The 18662-nt window shown below is 33.5% G+C and carries 20 protein-coding genes; all 20 read right to left on the bottom strand.

The annotated features are described in order from the left end of the window. Positions 1-6 precede the first annotated feature (6 nt). The 20 genes from DB891_RS07105 to DB891_RS07010 all read right to left on the bottom strand — a co-directional run bounded on the left by DB891_RS07105 (position 7) and on the right by DB891_RS07010 (position 18570). Positions 7-399, bottom strand: a complete 393-nt coding sequence (locus DB891_RS07105; RefSeq protein WP_223256067.1) for an endonuclease domain-containing protein — start codon at positions 397-399, stop codon at positions 7-9. Positions 400-501: 102 nt separating this feature from the next. After that, positions 502-1356, bottom strand: a complete 855-nt coding sequence (gene rfbD / locus DB891_RS07100; protein ID WP_116761984.1) for a dTDP-4-dehydrorhamnose reductase — start codon at positions 1354-1356, stop codon at positions 502-504. Between the two features lie 240 nt (positions 1357-1596). After that, positions 1597-2793: an ATP-binding protein gene (locus tag DB891_RS07095; RefSeq protein ID WP_116761983.1), complete on the bottom strand. Its 1197-nt coding sequence runs from the start codon at positions 2791-2793 to the stop codon at positions 1597-1599. 469 nt (positions 2794-3262) lie between these two features. Next, positions 3263-3811 carry a dTDP-4-dehydrorhamnose 3,5-epimerase gene (gene rfbC, locus DB891_RS07090; RefSeq protein WP_116761981.1) on the bottom strand — a complete coding sequence of 183 codons (549 nt, stop codon included), beginning with the start codon at positions 3809-3811 and terminating at the stop codon, positions 3263-3265. 233 nt (positions 3812-4044) lie between these two features. After that, positions 4045-4380 (bottom strand): coiled-coil domain-containing protein, encoded by a 336-nt coding sequence (locus DB891_RS07085; protein ID WP_116761979.1) that lies wholly within the window; start codon positions 4378-4380, stop codon positions 4045-4047. Positions 4381-4649: 269 nt separating this feature from the next. Continuing rightward, the gene (locus tag DB891_RS07080) at positions 4650-4973 is read right to left on the bottom strand and encodes a nucleotidyltransferase domain-containing protein (protein WP_116761977.1); all 324 of its coding nucleotides are present in this window, start codon (positions 4971-4973) and stop codon (positions 4650-4652) included. Position 4974: 1 nt separating this feature from the next. After that, complete coding sequence (locus DB891_RS07075; RefSeq protein ID WP_223256066.1) at positions 4975-5370, bottom strand: nucleotidyltransferase substrate binding protein; 396 nt, start codon at positions 5368-5370, stop codon at positions 4975-4977. A gap of 353 nt (positions 5371-5723) precedes the next feature. After that, a complete protein-coding gene (locus DB891_RS07070; RefSeq protein WP_116761973.1) occupies positions 5724-6050 on the bottom strand; it encodes a helix-turn-helix domain-containing protein in 327 nt (108 codons plus the stop codon). A gap of 4 nt (positions 6051-6054) precedes the next feature. Next, positions 6055-6396 (bottom strand): type II toxin-antitoxin system RelE/ParE family toxin, encoded by a 342-nt coding sequence (locus DB891_RS07065; RefSeq protein WP_116761971.1) that lies wholly within the window; start codon positions 6394-6396, stop codon positions 6055-6057. A 149-nt stretch (positions 6397-6545) separates the two neighbouring features. Then, positions 6546-6902: a cupin domain-containing protein gene (locus tag DB891_RS07055; protein WP_116761967.1), complete on the bottom strand. Its 357-nt coding sequence runs from the start codon at positions 6900-6902 to the stop codon at positions 6546-6548. Between the two features lie 375 nt (positions 6903-7277). Then, positions 7278-7766: a cupin domain-containing protein gene (locus DB891_RS07050; RefSeq protein ID WP_116761965.1), complete on the bottom strand. Its 489-nt coding sequence runs from the start codon at positions 7764-7766 to the stop codon at positions 7278-7280. Positions 7767-8045: 279 nt separating this feature from the next. Next, positions 8046-8195 (bottom strand): hypothetical protein, encoded by a 150-nt coding sequence (locus DB891_RS17585; RefSeq protein ID WP_189337118.1) that lies wholly within the window; start codon positions 8193-8195, stop codon positions 8046-8048. A 49-nt stretch (positions 8196-8244) separates the two neighbouring features. Next, the gene (locus DB891_RS07045; RefSeq protein WP_116761963.1) at positions 8245-9384 is read right to left on the bottom strand and encodes a DegT/DnrJ/EryC1/StrS family aminotransferase; all 1140 of its coding nucleotides are present in this window, start codon (positions 9382-9384) and stop codon (positions 8245-8247) included. 108 nt (positions 9385-9492) lie between these two features. After that, the gene (locus DB891_RS07040) at positions 9493-10614 is read right to left on the bottom strand and encodes an ATP-binding protein (protein ID WP_116761961.1); all 1122 of its coding nucleotides are present in this window, start codon (positions 10612-10614) and stop codon (positions 9493-9495) included. A gap of 179 nt (positions 10615-10793) precedes the next feature. Continuing rightward, positions 10794-11408 carry an acetyltransferase gene (locus DB891_RS07035; RefSeq protein ID WP_116761959.1) on the bottom strand — a complete coding sequence of 205 codons (615 nt, stop codon included), beginning with the start codon at positions 11406-11408 and terminating at the stop codon, positions 10794-10796. A gap of 1 nt (position 11409) precedes the next feature. Further along, positions 11410-12012 (bottom strand): sugar transferase, encoded by a 603-nt coding sequence (locus DB891_RS07030; protein WP_116761957.1) that lies wholly within the window; start codon positions 12010-12012, stop codon positions 11410-11412. Next, the gene (locus tag DB891_RS07025) at positions 12012-13253 is read right to left on the bottom strand and encodes a glycosyltransferase family 4 protein (protein ID WP_116761955.1); all 1242 of its coding nucleotides are present in this window, start codon (positions 13251-13253) and stop codon (positions 12012-12014) included. Before DB891_RS07025 ends, DB891_RS07030 begins: the two co-directional genes overlap by 1 nt. A gap of 8 nt (positions 13254-13261) precedes the next feature. Continuing rightward, positions 13262-15151, bottom strand: a complete 1890-nt coding sequence (locus DB891_RS07020; protein ID WP_223256065.1) for a heparinase II/III domain-containing protein — start codon at positions 15149-15151, stop codon at positions 13262-13264. Positions 15152-15194: 43 nt separating this feature from the next. Then, positions 15195-17309 (bottom strand): bi-domain-containing oxidoreductase, encoded by a 2115-nt coding sequence (locus DB891_RS07015; protein ID WP_116761953.1) that lies wholly within the window; start codon positions 17307-17309, stop codon positions 15195-15197. 151 nt (positions 17310-17460) lie between these two features. Next, positions 17461-18570 carry an acyltransferase family protein gene (locus tag DB891_RS07010; RefSeq protein ID WP_116761951.1) on the bottom strand — a complete coding sequence of 370 codons (1110 nt, stop codon included), beginning with the start codon at positions 18568-18570 and terminating at the stop codon, positions 17461-17463. Positions 18571-18662: the final 92 nt, after the last annotated feature.

Genomic DNA, 18662 nt, shown 5'->3' with positions numbered 1-18662 from the left:
GGAAATCTACGAATTTAATTTTGCAAACTCTTTGATCTTGTCTAAGACCTCTGGCAATTTCAGCAATACTTCCTCATTTGTAAATCGAATCACTTTTAAACCTTGAAATTCAATAGTAGTTGTTCGTTCTTCGTCCAAAAGCATCTGCTCTTTGGTTTGATGATAACCTCCATCAATCTCTATAACCAATTTGAGTTTATGACAATAAAAATCGGCTATGTAAACACTTAATGGGTGTTGTCTTCTAAATTTAAGACCATCCAATTGATTTTCTCTCAACGCTAACCAAAGAAACTCTTCCGCCTCAGTTGCATTCATCCTTAATTTTTGTGCATTCGAAAAGATTCTTGCTGAAGCCCCTTTCCACATATCATCAGTACTGAATGGATTTTTTTTCATTTTTTAGTACAAAAATAAGATTTTCGTATAAATTCACTCGTCTATTTTCGGCTCCCTTTAGGGCTGGAGCAAAACGAAAATCCCACAACTCATAACCGATAACTACCCCAACAACCCCATACACTTCACCAAACTCTCTTTATATTTCGGAACAACAACCCCAAAAGTAGCTGCAATTTTGGTTTTATCCAATAAAGAATATTGAGGACGTTGAGCAGGTGTCGGATAAGCCGAAGATGGAATTCCACTAATAGAACAATCAAAACCACCAATTTTTTGGATAGCCAAAGCAAATTCGTACCAACTAATTTCTCCTTCGTTAGAAAAATTATAAATTCCAGCTTGCCACTTAGGATGATTGATAATCGTCATTATGGCTTGAGCCAAATCGGCGGCATAGGTTGGACTCCCTATTTGATCATTGACAACATTCAAGCTGTCTCTTTCCTGCATCAATCTGGACATGGTTTTTACAAAATTAGCCCCAAAGCTAGAATACACCCATGAAGTCCTGATGATAATAGCTGATGGATTTGCTTCCATACAAGATTTTTCGCCAGCCAATTTAGTTACCCCATATACATTAATCGGATTCGTTGGTGCCCATTCATCGAGTCCCGTAGCTGCAGTACCGTCAAACACATAATCTGTAGAAATATGTATCAATTTACAGTCATTCGCCTCGCTCCATTTCGCCATTACGGCAACAGCTTGATGATTCAAAACATCGGCTAATTCAGGCTCAGATTCTGCTCGATCCACGGCAGTATGCGCCGCACAATTGACAATAAATTGCGGATGGATACTCGATAATTTAGCATCTAAACTATCTAAATCGCACAAATCCAACACGGTTCTGTCGGTAAAAACCCATTCGAACTGGCTATAGTTTTTCGACAAAACGTTCAATTCCGAACCCAATTGCCCTTTGGCACCTGTTACTAGTATTTTATTCATTCTATTTTAATTAGTGATTTTCGAGTTACTTACTTAAATACTGAGACTAATAAACTCATGCTTTACAGTTGTTTTTAATTACTGCAAATATTTTAGAGTAGCATTACAAAACGGAATATTTGCATTTCAAAAAAAAACACACCCCTAACCCCTCTCAAGAGGGGAATTCGCAACTGCTAACATTTAAGCTTTAGTTGTTTTTAAGTAAATAAGTCGAAATGATTTGTGGCAGTTATACCGTTAATACAAAAAGCCAAACAACCATAATGGTATTTTATTCTGAAAACCATATTCGATATCGTCTGAGGCTATAAAAGAATTTTCAACACCTTCAATTTGTTTTTTGCTTTTATCCTTTCCTCCAATTTCAAAAACATACTTCTCATCCACAAAAAAATCACCCCTGTCGGAATACATAATTTTATGGGTATAACCGAGTTGATTTGCGAAAAAAGTTTCTCTTATATTTCCAGTATTAGCAGCACTCGATGTTAAAGCATACATCAAATTTGAATTTTCTAAATATACTTTAAGCGGTTTCTGCAATTTACTAATACCACCCGACTCTTTAAACAAATTGACAGTAAGGCCAATTTCAGCCAAATAATGAAAATACAAAAGCAAAGTACTCCTAGCGATACCAATTTTGTCACTCAATTTACTAACATTGGGCACAAAAGGAACTGATTCCGAAATAATAAGCAACAATTGCTTTATTTTATGAACATAAGCCAAATCCAACCCTCGCAACAAAGGCAACTCAATTTCAAGCATCATATTAATAACCTCTTCCAAACGAGGTATGTACAAATCTAATTCTTCTTTATAAAAAGGGTAGTATCCCTGCCTGAGATACCTATCGAAATATTGCAATGGCTTTACCTTGGCAGTAATCAAAGCTGATTCTGTTGAGTGATTACTCAAAATAGACTCTAAAGTCAATTTATCAAAATGTTGTCCAGTTTCAATACTAAGATACTCCCGAAAGGAAAGCCCTTGCATGGTATACGTAATAGCCCTGCGACTCAAATCAGCTCTAGCGTTCAATATTTGCAACAATGAAGACCCTGTAAACACGACTTTTAGCATCGGGTAATCATCATAGATATTTTTCAACTCCTGTGACCAGTTGTCATATCTATGTACCTCATCTAAGAAAAGATACTCACCCCCTTTTTTTACAAAATCATCCGCTAAATCGACCAGTGTGTTATTGCTAAACCATATTGAATCCAAAGACACATACAATGTCTTATCTAACACTTCCGTCAGATTCATTTTAATATGCTGCAAGAGCATTGTTGTTTTCCCAACACCTCTTGCCCCTTTAACCCCTATTAATCTTGCGTTCCAATTAATATCATTTCCCAAACTCCTAACAAAATCCGTTGAAGTATGACTTAATTTAAAACGAAATTTCTCAACTAACTCTTCCATATTGTTGTATTTACAATACAAAAATACTTATTTTTGTTCGGCAGACAATACAAAATAATAAATTATTGTTCGTTAGATCTAACAAAATAGTGTTTTTAAATACTGTAATAAACAAAAAACAACAAAAACTGTATATTCGGCTATACAAAATAGAGCTCATTTTGTACCGTCTAGTATACAAATTCGGCTATATTCTAAAACAAACAGTATCAAGTTTGAACCATATAAGAGTCATATAAGTACATGTAAGCTAGAATAAAACAGCATAGGCTTATATGCTCTTATATTACTTATATGGTTAGCCTTTTCTTGGTAGTTGTTTTCTAATTAATTACTTGAAAAGTAATATAAGTCTAAAATGCTGTAATTTGTAGAACTAACTTGAAACTTTAAACTTGAAACTTTAAACTTGAAACTTTTAAACAATCTTAAACCCCACAACTCAAAACCCAAAACTCACAACTCTTCCTTAAAACTCACTATTACAATTCCCGAAATCAGGTAAAACCAAATCCTTTTCAGACACAATAGCATCCTTCAAATCCATTCCCCAATCGATATTCAAAGTTTCATCATCATAGCGAATTCCACCTTCACTGGCTTTGTTATAAAACTGATCGCATTTGTATAGCACCACAGCCGTTTCACTCAATACGGAGAAACCATGGGCAAAACCTTGTGGCACCAACAATTGTTTTTTGTTTTCAGCAGTTAATCTAATTCCAAAATGTTTTCCATAAGTAGGCGAGTCTTTTCTTAAATCGACTGCCACATCCATAATTTCCCCTTGCAGCACCCGAACCAGTTTCGTTTGTGCAAAAGGTGGATTTTGGTAATGCAAACCCCTCAAAGTTCCTTTTTGTGAAAAAGACTGGTTGTCCTGCACAAAATCAATATTGATTCCCAGCGCACTGAATTTGTTTTTATTATAGGCTTCAAAAAAATAACCCCTTTCGTCTTCAAAAACATCTGGAGTCAGTATAACTAAATCTTTAATAAAAGTTTGTTCTATGTTCATATTGTAATTTTATATTTTTAAAAAGAAGTATTGAGAAGAAAGATTTTAGAAAATAGAGTATAGAATACAGAAAGATAGTCAATACTAAAATTGAAAAAAAATCAAACTTTGTCTTTAGTTTTTTTTTCAATTTTAAATCTTTAAACAACCGTAAACTCTCAAGTTTGAAAATGAATCACAAAAATAAAACCGTACCAATCGGAACGGTTTTCTATATAAAAACAGCTTAGAATTTATTTTTTTAGAAAAAAATTAGCTAACAACATTAAAATAATTGTCACCCAAAAGGCAAACATCCATTTTATCATATCGGCTTTACTGTCTTTTATTTCTCCTCTAACCCCTTCTATTTTCGTATTCATTTGTTCGAACTTTGCATTCATTTGTTCGATTTTTATATCGACCTTGTAAAAATCTTCTTTGAGAACACTTTTAAACTCGGTTTGTTCATGCTTTACCTCGTTTTGTATCGTTTCCTGCACTACCTCAGCAAATAGTTTTGCCTTTTCATCCGACAATTTCAAATCGTTTCTAAAGATGTCATAAAGCTTTATTTCGGTAGTACTCATAGTAATTTCATTTTTAATGTTACCTAATTTATTACAAAGTTAAAATTATTTTATATATGCTGAGTTAAAACTGTTAAAATACATCATAATAGATTTCAGAATACAGGACACAGAATTTAGAGAACAGAACAGAGAACCAAACTTGAACTGTTTCTTTAGTTCGTTTCCCTTGAGTTTAAACCCTTAAACCCTCCATGAACTTGGTACTTTCTTTGCGTCATTCGTGTTTAAACTTATAAACAATCTTAAACCCTATAACCGAAATCCGATCACCCCTCTTGACTATTTTCTCTTTCGTAAAACAATTTTCCAACTCGGTCAATATGCGAAAGCAAATCAATATTTGTTATTTTTCGTTTTTGGGATAAATCTATTTTATAAGGCAATAGTAAATCATCTAATTTGTTCTCTATCTCCAAAAACATTGGAAAAGTTAATAAATTCTCAATAATAGTTAAATCAATATCAGAACCCACTTTAAAATTTCCTTTAGCTCTAGAGCCATAAATAAACACGCTCTCAATGCCTTCATACATAGCAAAGACATTATTTATCCTGTCTATATCTTCTTTCTTTAAACCAAATAGTATCATTCTAAAATTCTTTCATTTTCTCTTTAAAAGAAACAAACAAATCGAAATAATAATTTAATATTCTATCTCTAATATCGTTTGCTGTACTTTCATTATAAGTATGAGTGGATTGGTTTCTGCTTTTTATCATTTCCATCCATTGTGCTCCGTCTTGAATCAATCCCTTTTGAAAAGCTTCTCTTGTAGCATCTCTGGACCCTGTTATTGAAGAATCCCCCTGATATTCAAAATAATCCTTCATTACATTCCAAGCCAACTCGTGTGTGAATTCAAAAACTTGTATAAGTCCCTGCTCTTCTAGCTCGTTCAAATTACCTTTCGTTATAAATTTTTGCAACTGTCCCAGTGCTTTAAGATAATTTTCAAAACGTTGTTTCCATCGAATATCTTCCTCCATAATTCAATTAAATTTAACTGTTTTTTTGATACTTAATACTAATCAAAAATACTCTTTTTAAAAACTTGAAACCTTAAACTTATAAACAATCTTAAACCCCATAACTCATAACCCATAACTCACAACAGAAAACTCACAACAGAAAACTGATAACCGAAAACTGATAACCGCTAACTGCCAACCGACCACATCTCACTATCAAACCGCACATCATCTTCTGAAGTCCGGTCTAGTGGTAAAGTCGAAAAAGAAATCAATTTAGATTCTTCTTCCAACGACTCAATCGCATTGGCATAACCTTCCGGCTTATGAAGAATGTTGCTTTCTGTTGCAGTGAGCACCACGCTTTTTACTTATGATAATTTCAAAATTTGGTTTTCTAAAGTTACATTGAAATTTATTTCGGCTTTCAATGCTTTGAAAACTTTAATAATGGTATCGATAGTGGCGCTATTTGTACTGCTTTCAAGTTTAGAAATTTGTGATTTTTTTACGCCAACAAGTTCGCCTAATTGCTCTTGAGTTAAATTACGTTCTTGCCTTGCCGTTTTTATCATTCTTCCCAAGACATCCATACGAAGTTCGTATTCGTAGTTTTCTCTCTTTTCAGTTCCTTTTTCTCCGATAAATTTATCTTTCATTTCTGAAAGTGAATATGATTTCATTTCTGAGGTTGCCATACTATTATTTTTTAGTTTTACTTTCAAAATATTTAGCTCTTATATTACTTGCTCTTTCAATTTCTTTTACTGGAACTTTATCCACTTTTTTCACAAATCCGTGAGTAGCGAAAACCAAAGTTTCCGTTTTGTCCGTTTTATCCCAAAAAGCTAACAATCTAATTTGAAGCCCACTAAATTTCGTTCGAAATTCCCAAATATCATTCTGTAATTTTTTAAATAATTTTGGGTCGTTAGTTTGTTCAGCAACATCAATATTATATAAAATCTTTGTAATGGTTTTTTCATCAAAGTTTGATATAAAATCATCTGCTTCTTCCAGAAATCTTGTTTCAAAATATTTCAATTCTTCCTTTTTTTTATAAAATTACAAAATGTTTCTATATTTAGAAACTTTCTCGTATTTTATTTTTTATTTTCCAAGCTTAACTGACAACTCACAACCCGTAACCGAAAACTCACAACCGAAAACTGATAACAGAAAACTGATAACCGCTAACTGCCAACTGACCACATCCCACTCTCAAACCGAACATCATCTTCCGAAGTTCGATCGAGCGGCAAAGTCGAAAAGGATATCAATTTAGATCCTATTTCCAACGATTCAATTGCATTGGCATAGCCTTCAGGAATGTGGAGAATGTTACTTTCTGTAGCAGTAAGCACCACTCTTTCTACTTTTAGGTCTTTCGAAGGCGATTCCCAATTGTCAATTTTTACATAATGCACTTTTATAGTACCTTGTATGCAATAAAAATATTTGTTGTCTATTTTGTGTCCCTGCCTAGCCCTCAAAGGATTTTCGGCTGAATTGCTAATGATATAAAATCGTTCAATGGCATTAAATTTCATGTCATTTACAAAGGAAATCTGTCCCCCCCTCTGATTGGTATGGATTCATTCCTTGATTAATTGGGGATATTTATTTTCTTTTGATATGTTTTTTCATTTAATAAAACGCAGCTATCCCACAAACTTGTCCTACTGACGAAGAAAGCATCTTCATAAGGAACTCCACTCCAATATTAACATTCAGCAATTCAACATTTTAATAAAAATAAACCCCAATATCACGTTAATCCAATCACATACCTGAGCTTAAACATCTTTAAACAGAGAACTAAAAACCGACAACTATCTCCTAAACGACTCAAGCGTCCTCAAAAATCCCTCTCTTGCAGAAACAAAGCTCATCTCATTTCCGACAAATCCGACTCCTACAATTCTTTACCTCCCAAAATCATCCTGAACACGGACGATATCATCTTCATCAGAGGGATTATTTACATCCGTATGCTGCCATATTTCGGCAATAACAGCCCAATCCTCCAACCCAATCAAACGGTGACGTTCGCCTTGTTGCAAAGTAATCAAATCCCCTTTACCTAACACTTCCAGTTTTCCTTCCGTATCATCTGAGCTGCGAACTACTCCAGCTTCTCCTTCAATTACTTTCCAGATCTCTGCTCTTCGGTGGTGGTATTGCCAAGATAGTCTTTGGTGAGGAGCTACCACTAATATTTTAGGGCTTAACTTACCCGAGATTTTTAATTGCGAAACATCCAATCCATCAAAATAGGTGTCTGCAAATTCTTGTGCCTGACTTTCGTCTAACACAAAAAAACCACCCCAAGGGCGGTTAGCATCATAACTATCAATTCTAAATTGGCTTGCAACCAATTTTTGTTTTATATTCTCAAAAAATACGTCTTTCATTGTTTTATTTTTTATAACCCATCAGTTCGAGTAGATTTAAAATGCGATAGCTTTTCAAATCTACTTGAGAACCGTTACTCGCTTAAAGATACTCCTCTCCATAAATCACCGCCATTTTAGCCCTCTCCAATATTTACATCTTATTACTTAAAGTTAGTTTTGTCACATAATTAAGTAACCTTTACATTGCTGACAAAAAAACAACTTACCCCATAATGTCTTGACAATGACCACAAGTAGCTATTTAACAGAAGAAATTTTGTGGAACTAAAATAAAAATTAAAAATGATATTCTAAAGTAACCTGAAATTGCATATTCAATTTATTATTATCAAGTTGCCACTGATAATTGCGCATCCAAGCGGTATTCAACTTAGCTTGAACCCCTACATTACCAAAACGACGATACGCATATGCAATCAAATTCATATCAATCCATTTGTGATTATAGTCAGTATAAACATCATAACAACAGAAACTACCCTAAAACCCTTCTCACCACTTTCGCAATTCGTTCTCTTTCTTCATCAGTAAGATTAGACCCCGAAGGCAAACACAATCCATTTTCAAATAAAGTTTCGCTAACCTTGTTTCCATAATAAGGATATTGCTCAAATATCGGTTGCAAGTGCATTGGTTTCCACAAAGGACGACACTCTATATTTTCGGCTTCAAATGCGAGTCGTAACGATTCACGATTGATGCCTTTTGATAATTCAGGATTAACGACAATGGCACTCAACCAATAATTCGCAAAATAGTCTTCGTTGGGAACAGTAAAAACGGTAACTCCATTTATATCTTTGAATAAATCAACATAAAAAGCATTCATTTTTCTACGCAAGTCCACATGATCGTCTAACACTTCCATTTGCCCGCGACCAATGCCCGCACAAATATTACTCATTCTATAATTATACCCAATTGCACTGTGCTGATAATGTGGTGCATCATCTCTGGATTGAGTAGCGAAAAAAACAGCTTTGTCTTTCAAAGCTTTGGTAGGAGTAACAATGGCGCCTCCACCCGAAGTGGTAATAATTTTATTTCCGTTGAACGACAATACACCAATATCACCAAAAGTACCACACTTTTGTCCTTTGTAACTGCTACCTAATGCCTCCGCGCTGTCTTCCAAAATTGGGATGCCATATTTATCGGCTACAGCTCTAATTGCTTCAATTTGATAGGGTACACCGTATAAATGAACCGCTATGATAGCTTTTGGTTTTTTTCCATTGGCTATTCGGTCGATAATGGCTTCTTCCAATGCCACTGGGCAAAGATTCCAGGTTTCAGTTTCACTATCAATGAATACAGGAATCGCTCCAAGGTACAAAATAGGATTGGCCGATGCCGAAAAAGTCATGGACTGACAAAGCACCTCATCTCCCGCTTGAACCCCTAACAAAATCAAACCCAGATGAATTGCGGCGGTTCCAGAACTTAAAGCACCAACATGGGATTGATTGCCCAAATACTTCTCTAAATCTTGCTCTAAACCATTTACATTGGGGCCTAACGGAGCTACCCAATTGGCATCAAAAGCCTCTTGAACAAATTGTTGTTCACTTCCTCCCATATGTGGAGAAGAAAGCCATATTTTTTGATTTTCCATTCTGAATATTATATTTTACACCTCCCCTTCTTAAGTCTAAAGATTGGCTATTTATTTTTTTTTTAAAATCTAAGCTGCTTTTAAAACAAAACGTCTAGATTATTTCGCTTATAGCAAAAAAAACTCAAAATTATCTCTATGAATAATATCAAAATTAGACTCTGGATAATTCGCTATAAACTGTTTAGGAAACTTAACCTTTGCCTCAGGATTCCATTTGAATTCAAAAGCTGTGATTTGACCATCTGAATCCTCTATATAATCTAATTCTTTTTGTTCTTTTGTTCTCCAAAACCAATAATTAGCCCACTTGCCGCTGTAATTCAAATGTTTCATTCTTTCAGAAATCAAGAAATTCTCCCACAATGCGCCTATATCCGTTCTGTTTTCAATCTGATTAAAATTTGAAATCAGTGCATTACGAATACCATTGTCATAAAAGTAGATTTTTTTACTATTTTTCAACTCATTCCGAATGTTTCTACTGAATGAACTTAATTTAAAAACAACAAAAGTCTGCTCTAATAAAGTTATATATTTCTCTACCGTTTTCGAATCTAACCCACACAGAGTACCGATTTCGTTATAAGAAACTTGAGAACCAACTTGTAAAGCTAGAGCCTGCAAAAGCTTAATTAACTTTTCAGGTTTTTTTATTTGTTCCAGCATCAAGACATCCTTATACAAATAACTATCCGAAAGTTGTCTCAAAATATCTTTTTCATTTCCTTGATTATTTACCACATCAGGATAATAACCATATAACAAGCGATGGGGCAACATTCGCTTTTCTTCAAGTAAACCATGATGGCTAACCATTTCTGAGAAAGAGAGAGGGTACATCTTGTACTCCCATTTTCTACCCGTTAGGGGTTCATTAACTTTATTTGCTAAATCAAATGATGAACTACCGGTAGCAATCAATTGCACCTCTGGCATAGAGTCAATAATCAATTTCAATCTCAGTCCAATTTCTTCAATACGCTGAGCTTCGTCAATAACAATTACTTTTTTATCACCTATAATAGCTTTAAATCTATCGGCCGATATGTTCAAAAAAAGTTTTTGAACATCTAATTCGTCCCCATTTAACCAAAGGACATTGTGGTTGTCTTGAAAAATTTTTTTCAACAGTGTAGTTTTCCCCACCTGCCTAGGCCCCATTATAAGTATTGCTTTTTTCTGAAAAAGCCTCGACAAAATACTCTCTTCTAAACTACGGATTACCATAAACGTCTATTTTACGGTACAAAATTAAACTTTTTTGGATTTGATTCCGAAAAAAACACAACTTTTTTGGATTACAATCCGATAAAGCTGTATTTCATTTTGCGGTATGCGATAAATTCTCTTTTACAAATTGTTGCTCGTTTCCTCCAATATGTGGTGAAGAAAGCCATATTTTTGAGTTATTCATTTTCTATTGAATTATATTTTATTATTTTTCCCGGATTCCCCACTATAACTGCAAAATCAGGAACATCATCTATGATAACAGTTCCTGCTCCTACTGTAACCCATTTCCCTATTTTAATTCCTTGAATGACAGAAGCTCCTATTCCTATTTGAGTCCCTTCCCCGACAACTACATTCCCAGCTAGAGATGCATTGGGAGAAATATGAACAAAATCATTTATACTACAATCATGATCAATTACAGCACCCGTATTTACAATACAGTGTTTTCCTATATATACTGAAGCATTTAGAATTGCTCCAGCCATTATTACAGTACCTTCATTAATTTTCACATCATAAGAGACTATTGCATTAGGATGTATTGCTTTTACATATAGTGCAGGAATTTTTTTAGAAATTTTCTTTCTTATCTCATTATTCCCAATTGATATAATTAATTGCTTGTCTATAAAGAAGTCTAAAGTTTTAGTTTTAAAAACCGGTATATCAAAAATTGCATTAAATTTAGGATTATCATCAAATATCCCTTCAATTGGATACTCATTTGATTTTTTAATAATATCAACAACGACTTTACAATGACCATTTCCTCCAAATAAATACATACTAATTCCCTTTAAAAACTTCTGTTGTCACTGAACCATTTGCATTTATACCCTCCGACTTAAATACTTTTTTTACAGTCAAAAATAATATCTTAATATCTAAAAAAAAGTTTAAGTTTTCTACATACCAAACATCATACTCAAACTTTTTTTGCCAAGAAATGGCATTCCTCCCATTTACTTGTGCCCAACCCGTTATACCGGGCTTTACATCATGACGCCTTTTTTGCATGTCATCATACAACGGCAAATATTCCGGTAATAAAGGACGTGGTCCTATTAAACTCATATCGCCTTTTACTACATTTAGCAACTGTGGAATTTCATCCAAAGAGGTTTTTCGTACGAATTTCCCAATTTTTGTCAAACGTTGATCGTCAGAAAGTAAATTCCCAACTATATCCTTTTTGTCGTTCATAGTTTTGAACTTAACAATTTTGAAAATTTTCCCGTTTTTACCTGGACGTAATTGAAAGAAAAAAGGTTTGCCTTGATTAGCAAAATACAAACCGATAATTACAATAACGAATAAAGGACTTAGTAGTATTAATCCTACTACTGCGCAACTAAAGTCTATTATTCTTTTTAAGAAAATTTTATACATTATCTAATACTCATAAGTTTTCTCATAGATTCTATATATTTTTTGGCTAAAATAGTTCTATCAAAATTGGCTTTTGCAAATTTATATCCATTTTCACCTTGTACTATAACTTGTTTAGGATCATTTAAATACATTCTAATTTTCTTAGCAAAATCTTCCGGATTTTCTGGCTCAACAAACACCCCAGCCTTAGCATCTTCAACCAATTCTTTTGAGACCCCATCAATAGCCATCAAAATAGGGCGTTTACAAGACATATAGTCAAACGTTTTATTAGAATAAACAGTTTTGAAAGTATCTACATTTTTAAGTACTGAAGCTCCCATGTCAGATGCTAAAATATATTTAAAAACTTCTGCTTTGGGAACAGGATCCAAGAAACGAACATTGACAGCTTTCTTTTCTGTTGCCAATGCAATGAGTCTTTTCTTTTCCATACCATCACCTATTAGAAGAAACAACACATTTGTATCAGACAATAATAAACCTGTTTCAATGATTTGCTCTAAATGATTCGCAACACCATGTGCTCCAACATATGTAATTACAAACTTTCCTTCAAGATCATGTTCTTTTCTAAAAATAGCAGTATCAAAATTTTCAACGATTTTATCTGACAAAGTAAAATCGGCGGCATTGGGTATGAAAATAATTTTATCCGGATTTACTTTTTTCTTTTCAATTAAAGTTTGTCTAAAAGCTGGTGTTAACACATTAATAAGTGTTGCTTTTTTGTAGATGAAAGCCTCCAATACATAGGCTAGCTTTATAATTAGACCATTAGTCACCACCCCTGTATCTATAGCGGATTCCGGCCATAAATCTCGAATTTCAAAAACAAAAGGAGTTCTTTTAAACAGCGAAATCAAATACCCGCTTATCCCTACAAATAAAGGTGGTGATGTTACAATAATAACATCGTACTTTCCTTTTGTGATAAATAAACCCGCCCATAAACTAGAAAAAACAAAAGAAAAATAAGCCCATAACCTACCTACAAAACTAGAATTATAACTCTCTGAAACATGACAACGAATAATATTTACAGCACCTTGTTGTTTTTTCTTAAACCATTTTCCTTTATATTCTGGCCTTTTACAACTTGAGCTATAATGCATCATTCCTGCAATAACAGTAATATCATTCCCTTCCTCTGTCCATTGTTTGGTGATTTCATTCCAACGGGAACCACCGTGATCATTGTCTTCTAAAAAATATTGATGTAGCAGTAAAATTTTCATTCCTAATATTATTTATATTTTAAAGTAGTACTTATTTTGTTATCAAATGAAAATGCTAAAGCTTTTCCATTTACTTTTTGTCCGTAAAAGGAAGAGTTGAAAGAAGTAATTATTTCCCCTTCAACTGCAATATTCTGATCTGCTAGGCTCTTGAATTCCCATTCAAAGTCATCGAAATGCCAAATTTGTTTTTTCAGCAATCCATTCGCATGTTCCACTATATCATCAATAACCCATTCTTTTTGAATTTTGCTTACAGTGACTTTTCTTGAATGAGCTATCTTTGGATTAATAAAACGAAAAGCACTAATTTTCCCCGTAAAAACAAAGCTGTTCTCTGTTTCTTCCCATTTCCCAAAAAGTGCTTGAGACCAATAAAACCATATAAAACGACTCCCTTTTAACATCTGTGAATGGTCCTCTACGGTAACAGTATTATGTCCGGTAGATCCTGTAAAATAGTCTAAATATTTTTTATCAGTGTTGTATTTATAAGTCCCTGAATCACGCAACACATTTTCTCCTTTAATCCATATATCCAAATGAAGATTATCAGCATGAGAAGGGCGGTCTTTGTATTTCCCACAACGAATGAAACTAAATGAATCTTTGACTCTCAAAATGAAATACCCTCCAATATTGTAACTAGTGGCACCGTATTTTTTTGTCAAAACAGCTCTGTTCACCTTATTGCTTATTTTGTCTTCAGAAAATAACCATAAAGCATCTTCTACTAAATCGGCAGTTTCATACAGCTTTTTTTTGGTCAATATGAAATGTAAGGTGTTTAATTGCGGTCTATAATCCCGATAAAGGGTTTCGGACAAAGGAAAAAACAATGCTCCATCATTTGCTCCATAATTGGGCAAAAAACCATTTTCTTCCTGCAAGCATTGGTAAAGGAAATCTAAACTTTTATAAGCACGGTCATACACCGTATTTGAAAATGGCACATGATGTTTTTCAGTCAATGAAATTCCTAATGATAATAACTGAATGACCACCCTATGATAGTTCATACTAAACTGCAAAAAAGTACCGTCTTCATATATCTGGTAGGCAATTTCTTTTTCAAACCAAGCTCTTCCTTTATTAGCCCATTTTTTTGTCTCAGGTATAAAAGGAAATAACAGTTCACTTAGTGTCAAAACTAAAGTCTCTGTTATTGCATGGTTGTTTCTAACAGCAATTCTTGAAAAATTGATATGATGGTACACATGATGCAACGACCAATAAATGACATGCTGTATTTTTAACCATCGTTCTTCCGTTAATGCTTCTGAATTTTTATAAAATGTCAAAGCATAGCACCAATTAAAAATACGCAATGAAATTTCCTGACTGCATCGCCAATTTGGTCCTTGATTGATTGGATTGGCAGCTATCCAACTTTCTATTTCTGAGAAAACAAATTCTGCATGGTCTTCCTCAAAATGATAATCGTATCTAATAACTGTTAATAAATAAGAAAAACGAGATTTTTCCCAAACATATTTTATATCTCCATTGGATGGATTTAAATCGCTAATTTCTGACCAATGTTTTGAAACATCATAACGATAACCGCTATCTGGATTTGTAATCCAATCATAATCCAACCCTATATTTTTCCATTCATGACTAAAAAAACAAATTTCGCCATTGGATATTCTTTTGAATTTATCTTTTAAGGGTGTCTTTTTTTCTTTTGGAAAAGTTAATAATTCCCGTTCAGCAATGACAAATGAAGATGTGTTTTTTCTCCAAGCATCCAAGGTGATAAACGATTTTAACGGTGGATTTATAGGGTGCTTTTTTTTAAGGATTCCAAATCGTTTTTCAAATTCATGTTGCACCCGATATGATACATATCGGATGCCCATGTTTTGTAAAAGTTGTAAGGCCAAAGATATTTTCATTATTCTTTTGTTTTCTTTTGCAGTAAATTGGTTTGTACCAATTTTAAATCTTCACCCAGCTTCCTGTTTTTAAACTTTCAATAGCTGCAAATGAGGCTTTGGAAGTGTTTATCAAATCCTCCATTGAAATTAATGGAGCTCCTCCATTTTGAATTCTATTGATTAGGGAATGAAATTGATTTTTATGTCCTTTATCTAAACTTGTTTTTAATTTAGAAAAGCCTTTGAAGCCAAAACCTTCCGTTTTTCTAAAATTATCCATTACCAAAGTTCGTTCTTGCGAATAAACTTCCACACGTTCTTTGGCATACGCTTTAGATCCATTTGAAAAATAATTGATTACTCCAGTAGAACCATTTTCATATTGTAATAATATGGTAGCATTATCGGTGTTTTCTTCAGGATTAATTCCCATGGCGTTCATGCAAACGGCTTTTACTTTACTCCCTGTCAAGAAAGTAATTAAATCAATAAAATGACAAGCCTCACCAACGATACGACCACCACCGACTTTTAAATCGTGTATCCATACATTAGCCGGAATAAAACCCGCGTTCATAGTGGCAATTACATTCATAGGTGCCGAACCAAGTAAACTTTTCATTTTTTCAGCATGAGGTGAAAAACGGCGATTAAACCCTACGGTAATCGTTTTTCCTGAAGCCTGTTGCGCCTCGATAACACATTCAAGTTCATCAGTATTTAGCGCTAATGGTTTCTCTACAAAAACGTGTTTTCCTGCTCGTAATGATTCTACAGACATACTCGCATGTAGATTATGACGGGTAGTTATCAACAACAAGTCGACCTCTTGATCTGCTAAAATTTCTTTGTAATTTGTGGTAGAATGAGAAAAACCATATTTCTGTGCCATGGCTGTACCACTGACACCTCCTTGGCTTGCAATATATTTATAGTGTGCTCCACTTCCTTTTAAGGCAGGCAACATGGTCATTTTAGTAAAATTCCCTGCTCCCACAATACCTATAACACCTTTAGCTTCCTTGAAACTAGCTTCCTTTAATTGAATTGTATTTGAAGGATTTTCTATATGCTGCTCCTTGTAACTCAATATTGATGCTATTGATTTGCTTGAACCAATTTCTCCATAAATTGTTTGATACGATTCTAGCGGAACAATTTCTGTAATCATTTTATTGACCACAAGCTTTTTTGAAGATATAGCTTGTAGTATGGCTTCAAAATTTCGTTTTTCTGTCCAACGCACAAATGCTAAAGGATAGTCATTTCCTCTGTTTTCATAATCTTCGTCGTAGCGACCAGGACCATAAGAGCAGGAAACCTGAAAAGACAATTCTTTTTCATAAAATTCTGCTCTGCTTAGATTCAATCCAATTACACCAACCAATACGATACGTCCTCTCTTACGGGACATCCTTGCGGCTTGTGAAACAATTTCATCTGTTTTGGCCGAAGCTGTAATTAGCACACCATCTGCGCCAATACCTCCGGTAATTCCTTCAACAAACTTAACAACATCTCCAGATTTTGGATTAAAAGGAATAACACCCCATTGTTTTGACAATTCCAACTTACTCTCGTCGATATCTACACCTACTACTCTGCAACCATTGGCAACTAATAACTGAGCCGTTAGCAACCCAATTAATCCTAGACCTACAACGACTATTGTCTCTCCTAAAGTTGGATTTAACAAACGAATACCTTGCAATCCTATAGAACCTATAACGGTAAAAACAGCTTCGTCATCGGATACGCCATCAGGAATGTGTGCCACTAAATTTTTCGGAATACAAACAAATTCAGCATGCTGTCCATTGGACGCCACACGATCACCAACTTTAAATTCACTTACGCCTTCACCTACGGCAATAACACGTCCTACATTACAATATCCCAGAGGAAGTGGCTCTCCTAACTTATTAAAAACAGCTTCGAGAGTTGGTACCAAGCCTTCCGTTTTAATTTTATCTAAAACTTGTTTAACTTTATCAGGCTGTTGGCGGGCTTTAGAGATTAGATTTGATTTTCCAAACTCTACTAACATCCGTTCAGTACCTAAAGACACTAATGAACGTGTGGTTTGTATTAAAACTGCTCCTCTTTTTACTTGTGGTGCAGGGACTTCTTCTAATATTGTGGCTCCTGTTTTAAAGGATTGTATAATTTGTTTCAATTAAATTTATTTTTTTATTATAATTTTGCAAAAAATGTTTTCGTTTTAGTTTATCTAGTATTAGACTCCTTTTAATTTAAGTTGGAGTCCATTTAAAATATTGTATTACGGCTCTTTAGGTTTAATATTATTTACTTCATATTATAGATATTTAAGGGGTAATTGTTTTCACGACTAGTTTTTTTCCCAATTTACAGAAATACACATCAATCTTATTGAAAATAAAATTTGAAAGAATATAACTAGTTAAAAAAATAACTAATAAATTAATTACAAATACTATTAATGGATTTACACCAATTAAATTCCTGTTTAAGAAAAACACACTTACATTCATAATAATTAGATGTAAAAAAAAGATAGCATAAGACTGAGTTCCTATATTAGCAATATACTTATAAATGGAGTATTCTTTAAATCCACTTAAAGTCTCATAAGAACTAATTATAAAAAAAATGATACCTATTGAATAAAAAATATGGTAGTCAATCGGCTTTATACTTCCGTGTAGCATTCCCATAAAAATCGTGGCTGACAATATCAAAAAAGGGAGTTTAACTTTTGTGTCAAAAAAACAATCTTTATAATGAAACAAGACAATTCCTAAAATAAAACATGGAAATTGATTTGTGAAATAATAATAATAAAAAGATCCTATATTAATATCATCCCAAACAAGACCAATTGTCTTGGGAAACAAAGCAAGCAAGCCCAAAGACAACAAAAAGTACAAAATGCTTTTTTTCTTTGTATTCACAAAATTGTATACAAAAAACGGAAATAGTAAATAAAAATATACTTCAATAACAATCGACCATGAGCCGTCAAGCAAAGAGTGAAGTCTATAAGCTGAAAAGCCCTGTAAAAAAAATAAATGAGCAATAAAATTGCTTTTAGTTATGTGCTCTAATTTCAATTTATACATACTATAATTATCAAAATCTTTGTACATGTAATTTAAAAGTAAAAAAACCGCCAAGTTTAGTCCTAGAAATATAAGATATAAAGGAATGATTTTACTCATTCTCTTTATATAAAAATTGCCTACAAATCCTTTTATGTTTCTATTATAATTAAAACTAGAATAAATAAGGTACCCGCTTATTACAAAAAACAACTGCATCGAGACAGAGAATCGAGACATAACAATATGTAAATTGGGAAATTCAATACCAATACCAGGAATAGTCATCCAAGCATGCAGAATTATAACGCCAATAACTGCAAGCCCTCTATAAAAATCAATATTACTATCTCTCATACCTAATATAAAACATTCCTTTTAAGTAATTACACAACCATAAACAAGTTACTTCAAATACAATTTTTAAACCAATACAATTTTATACGTCC

The sequence above is a fragment of the Flavobacterium laiguense genome (assembly GCF_003097655.1).
GTDB lineage: Bacteria > Bacteroidota > Bacteroidia > Flavobacteriales > Flavobacteriaceae > Flavobacterium > Flavobacterium laiguense.
The sequence above is the reverse complement of the archived record's forward strand: the minus strand, read 5'-3'. Positions and strand labels throughout refer to the sequence as shown.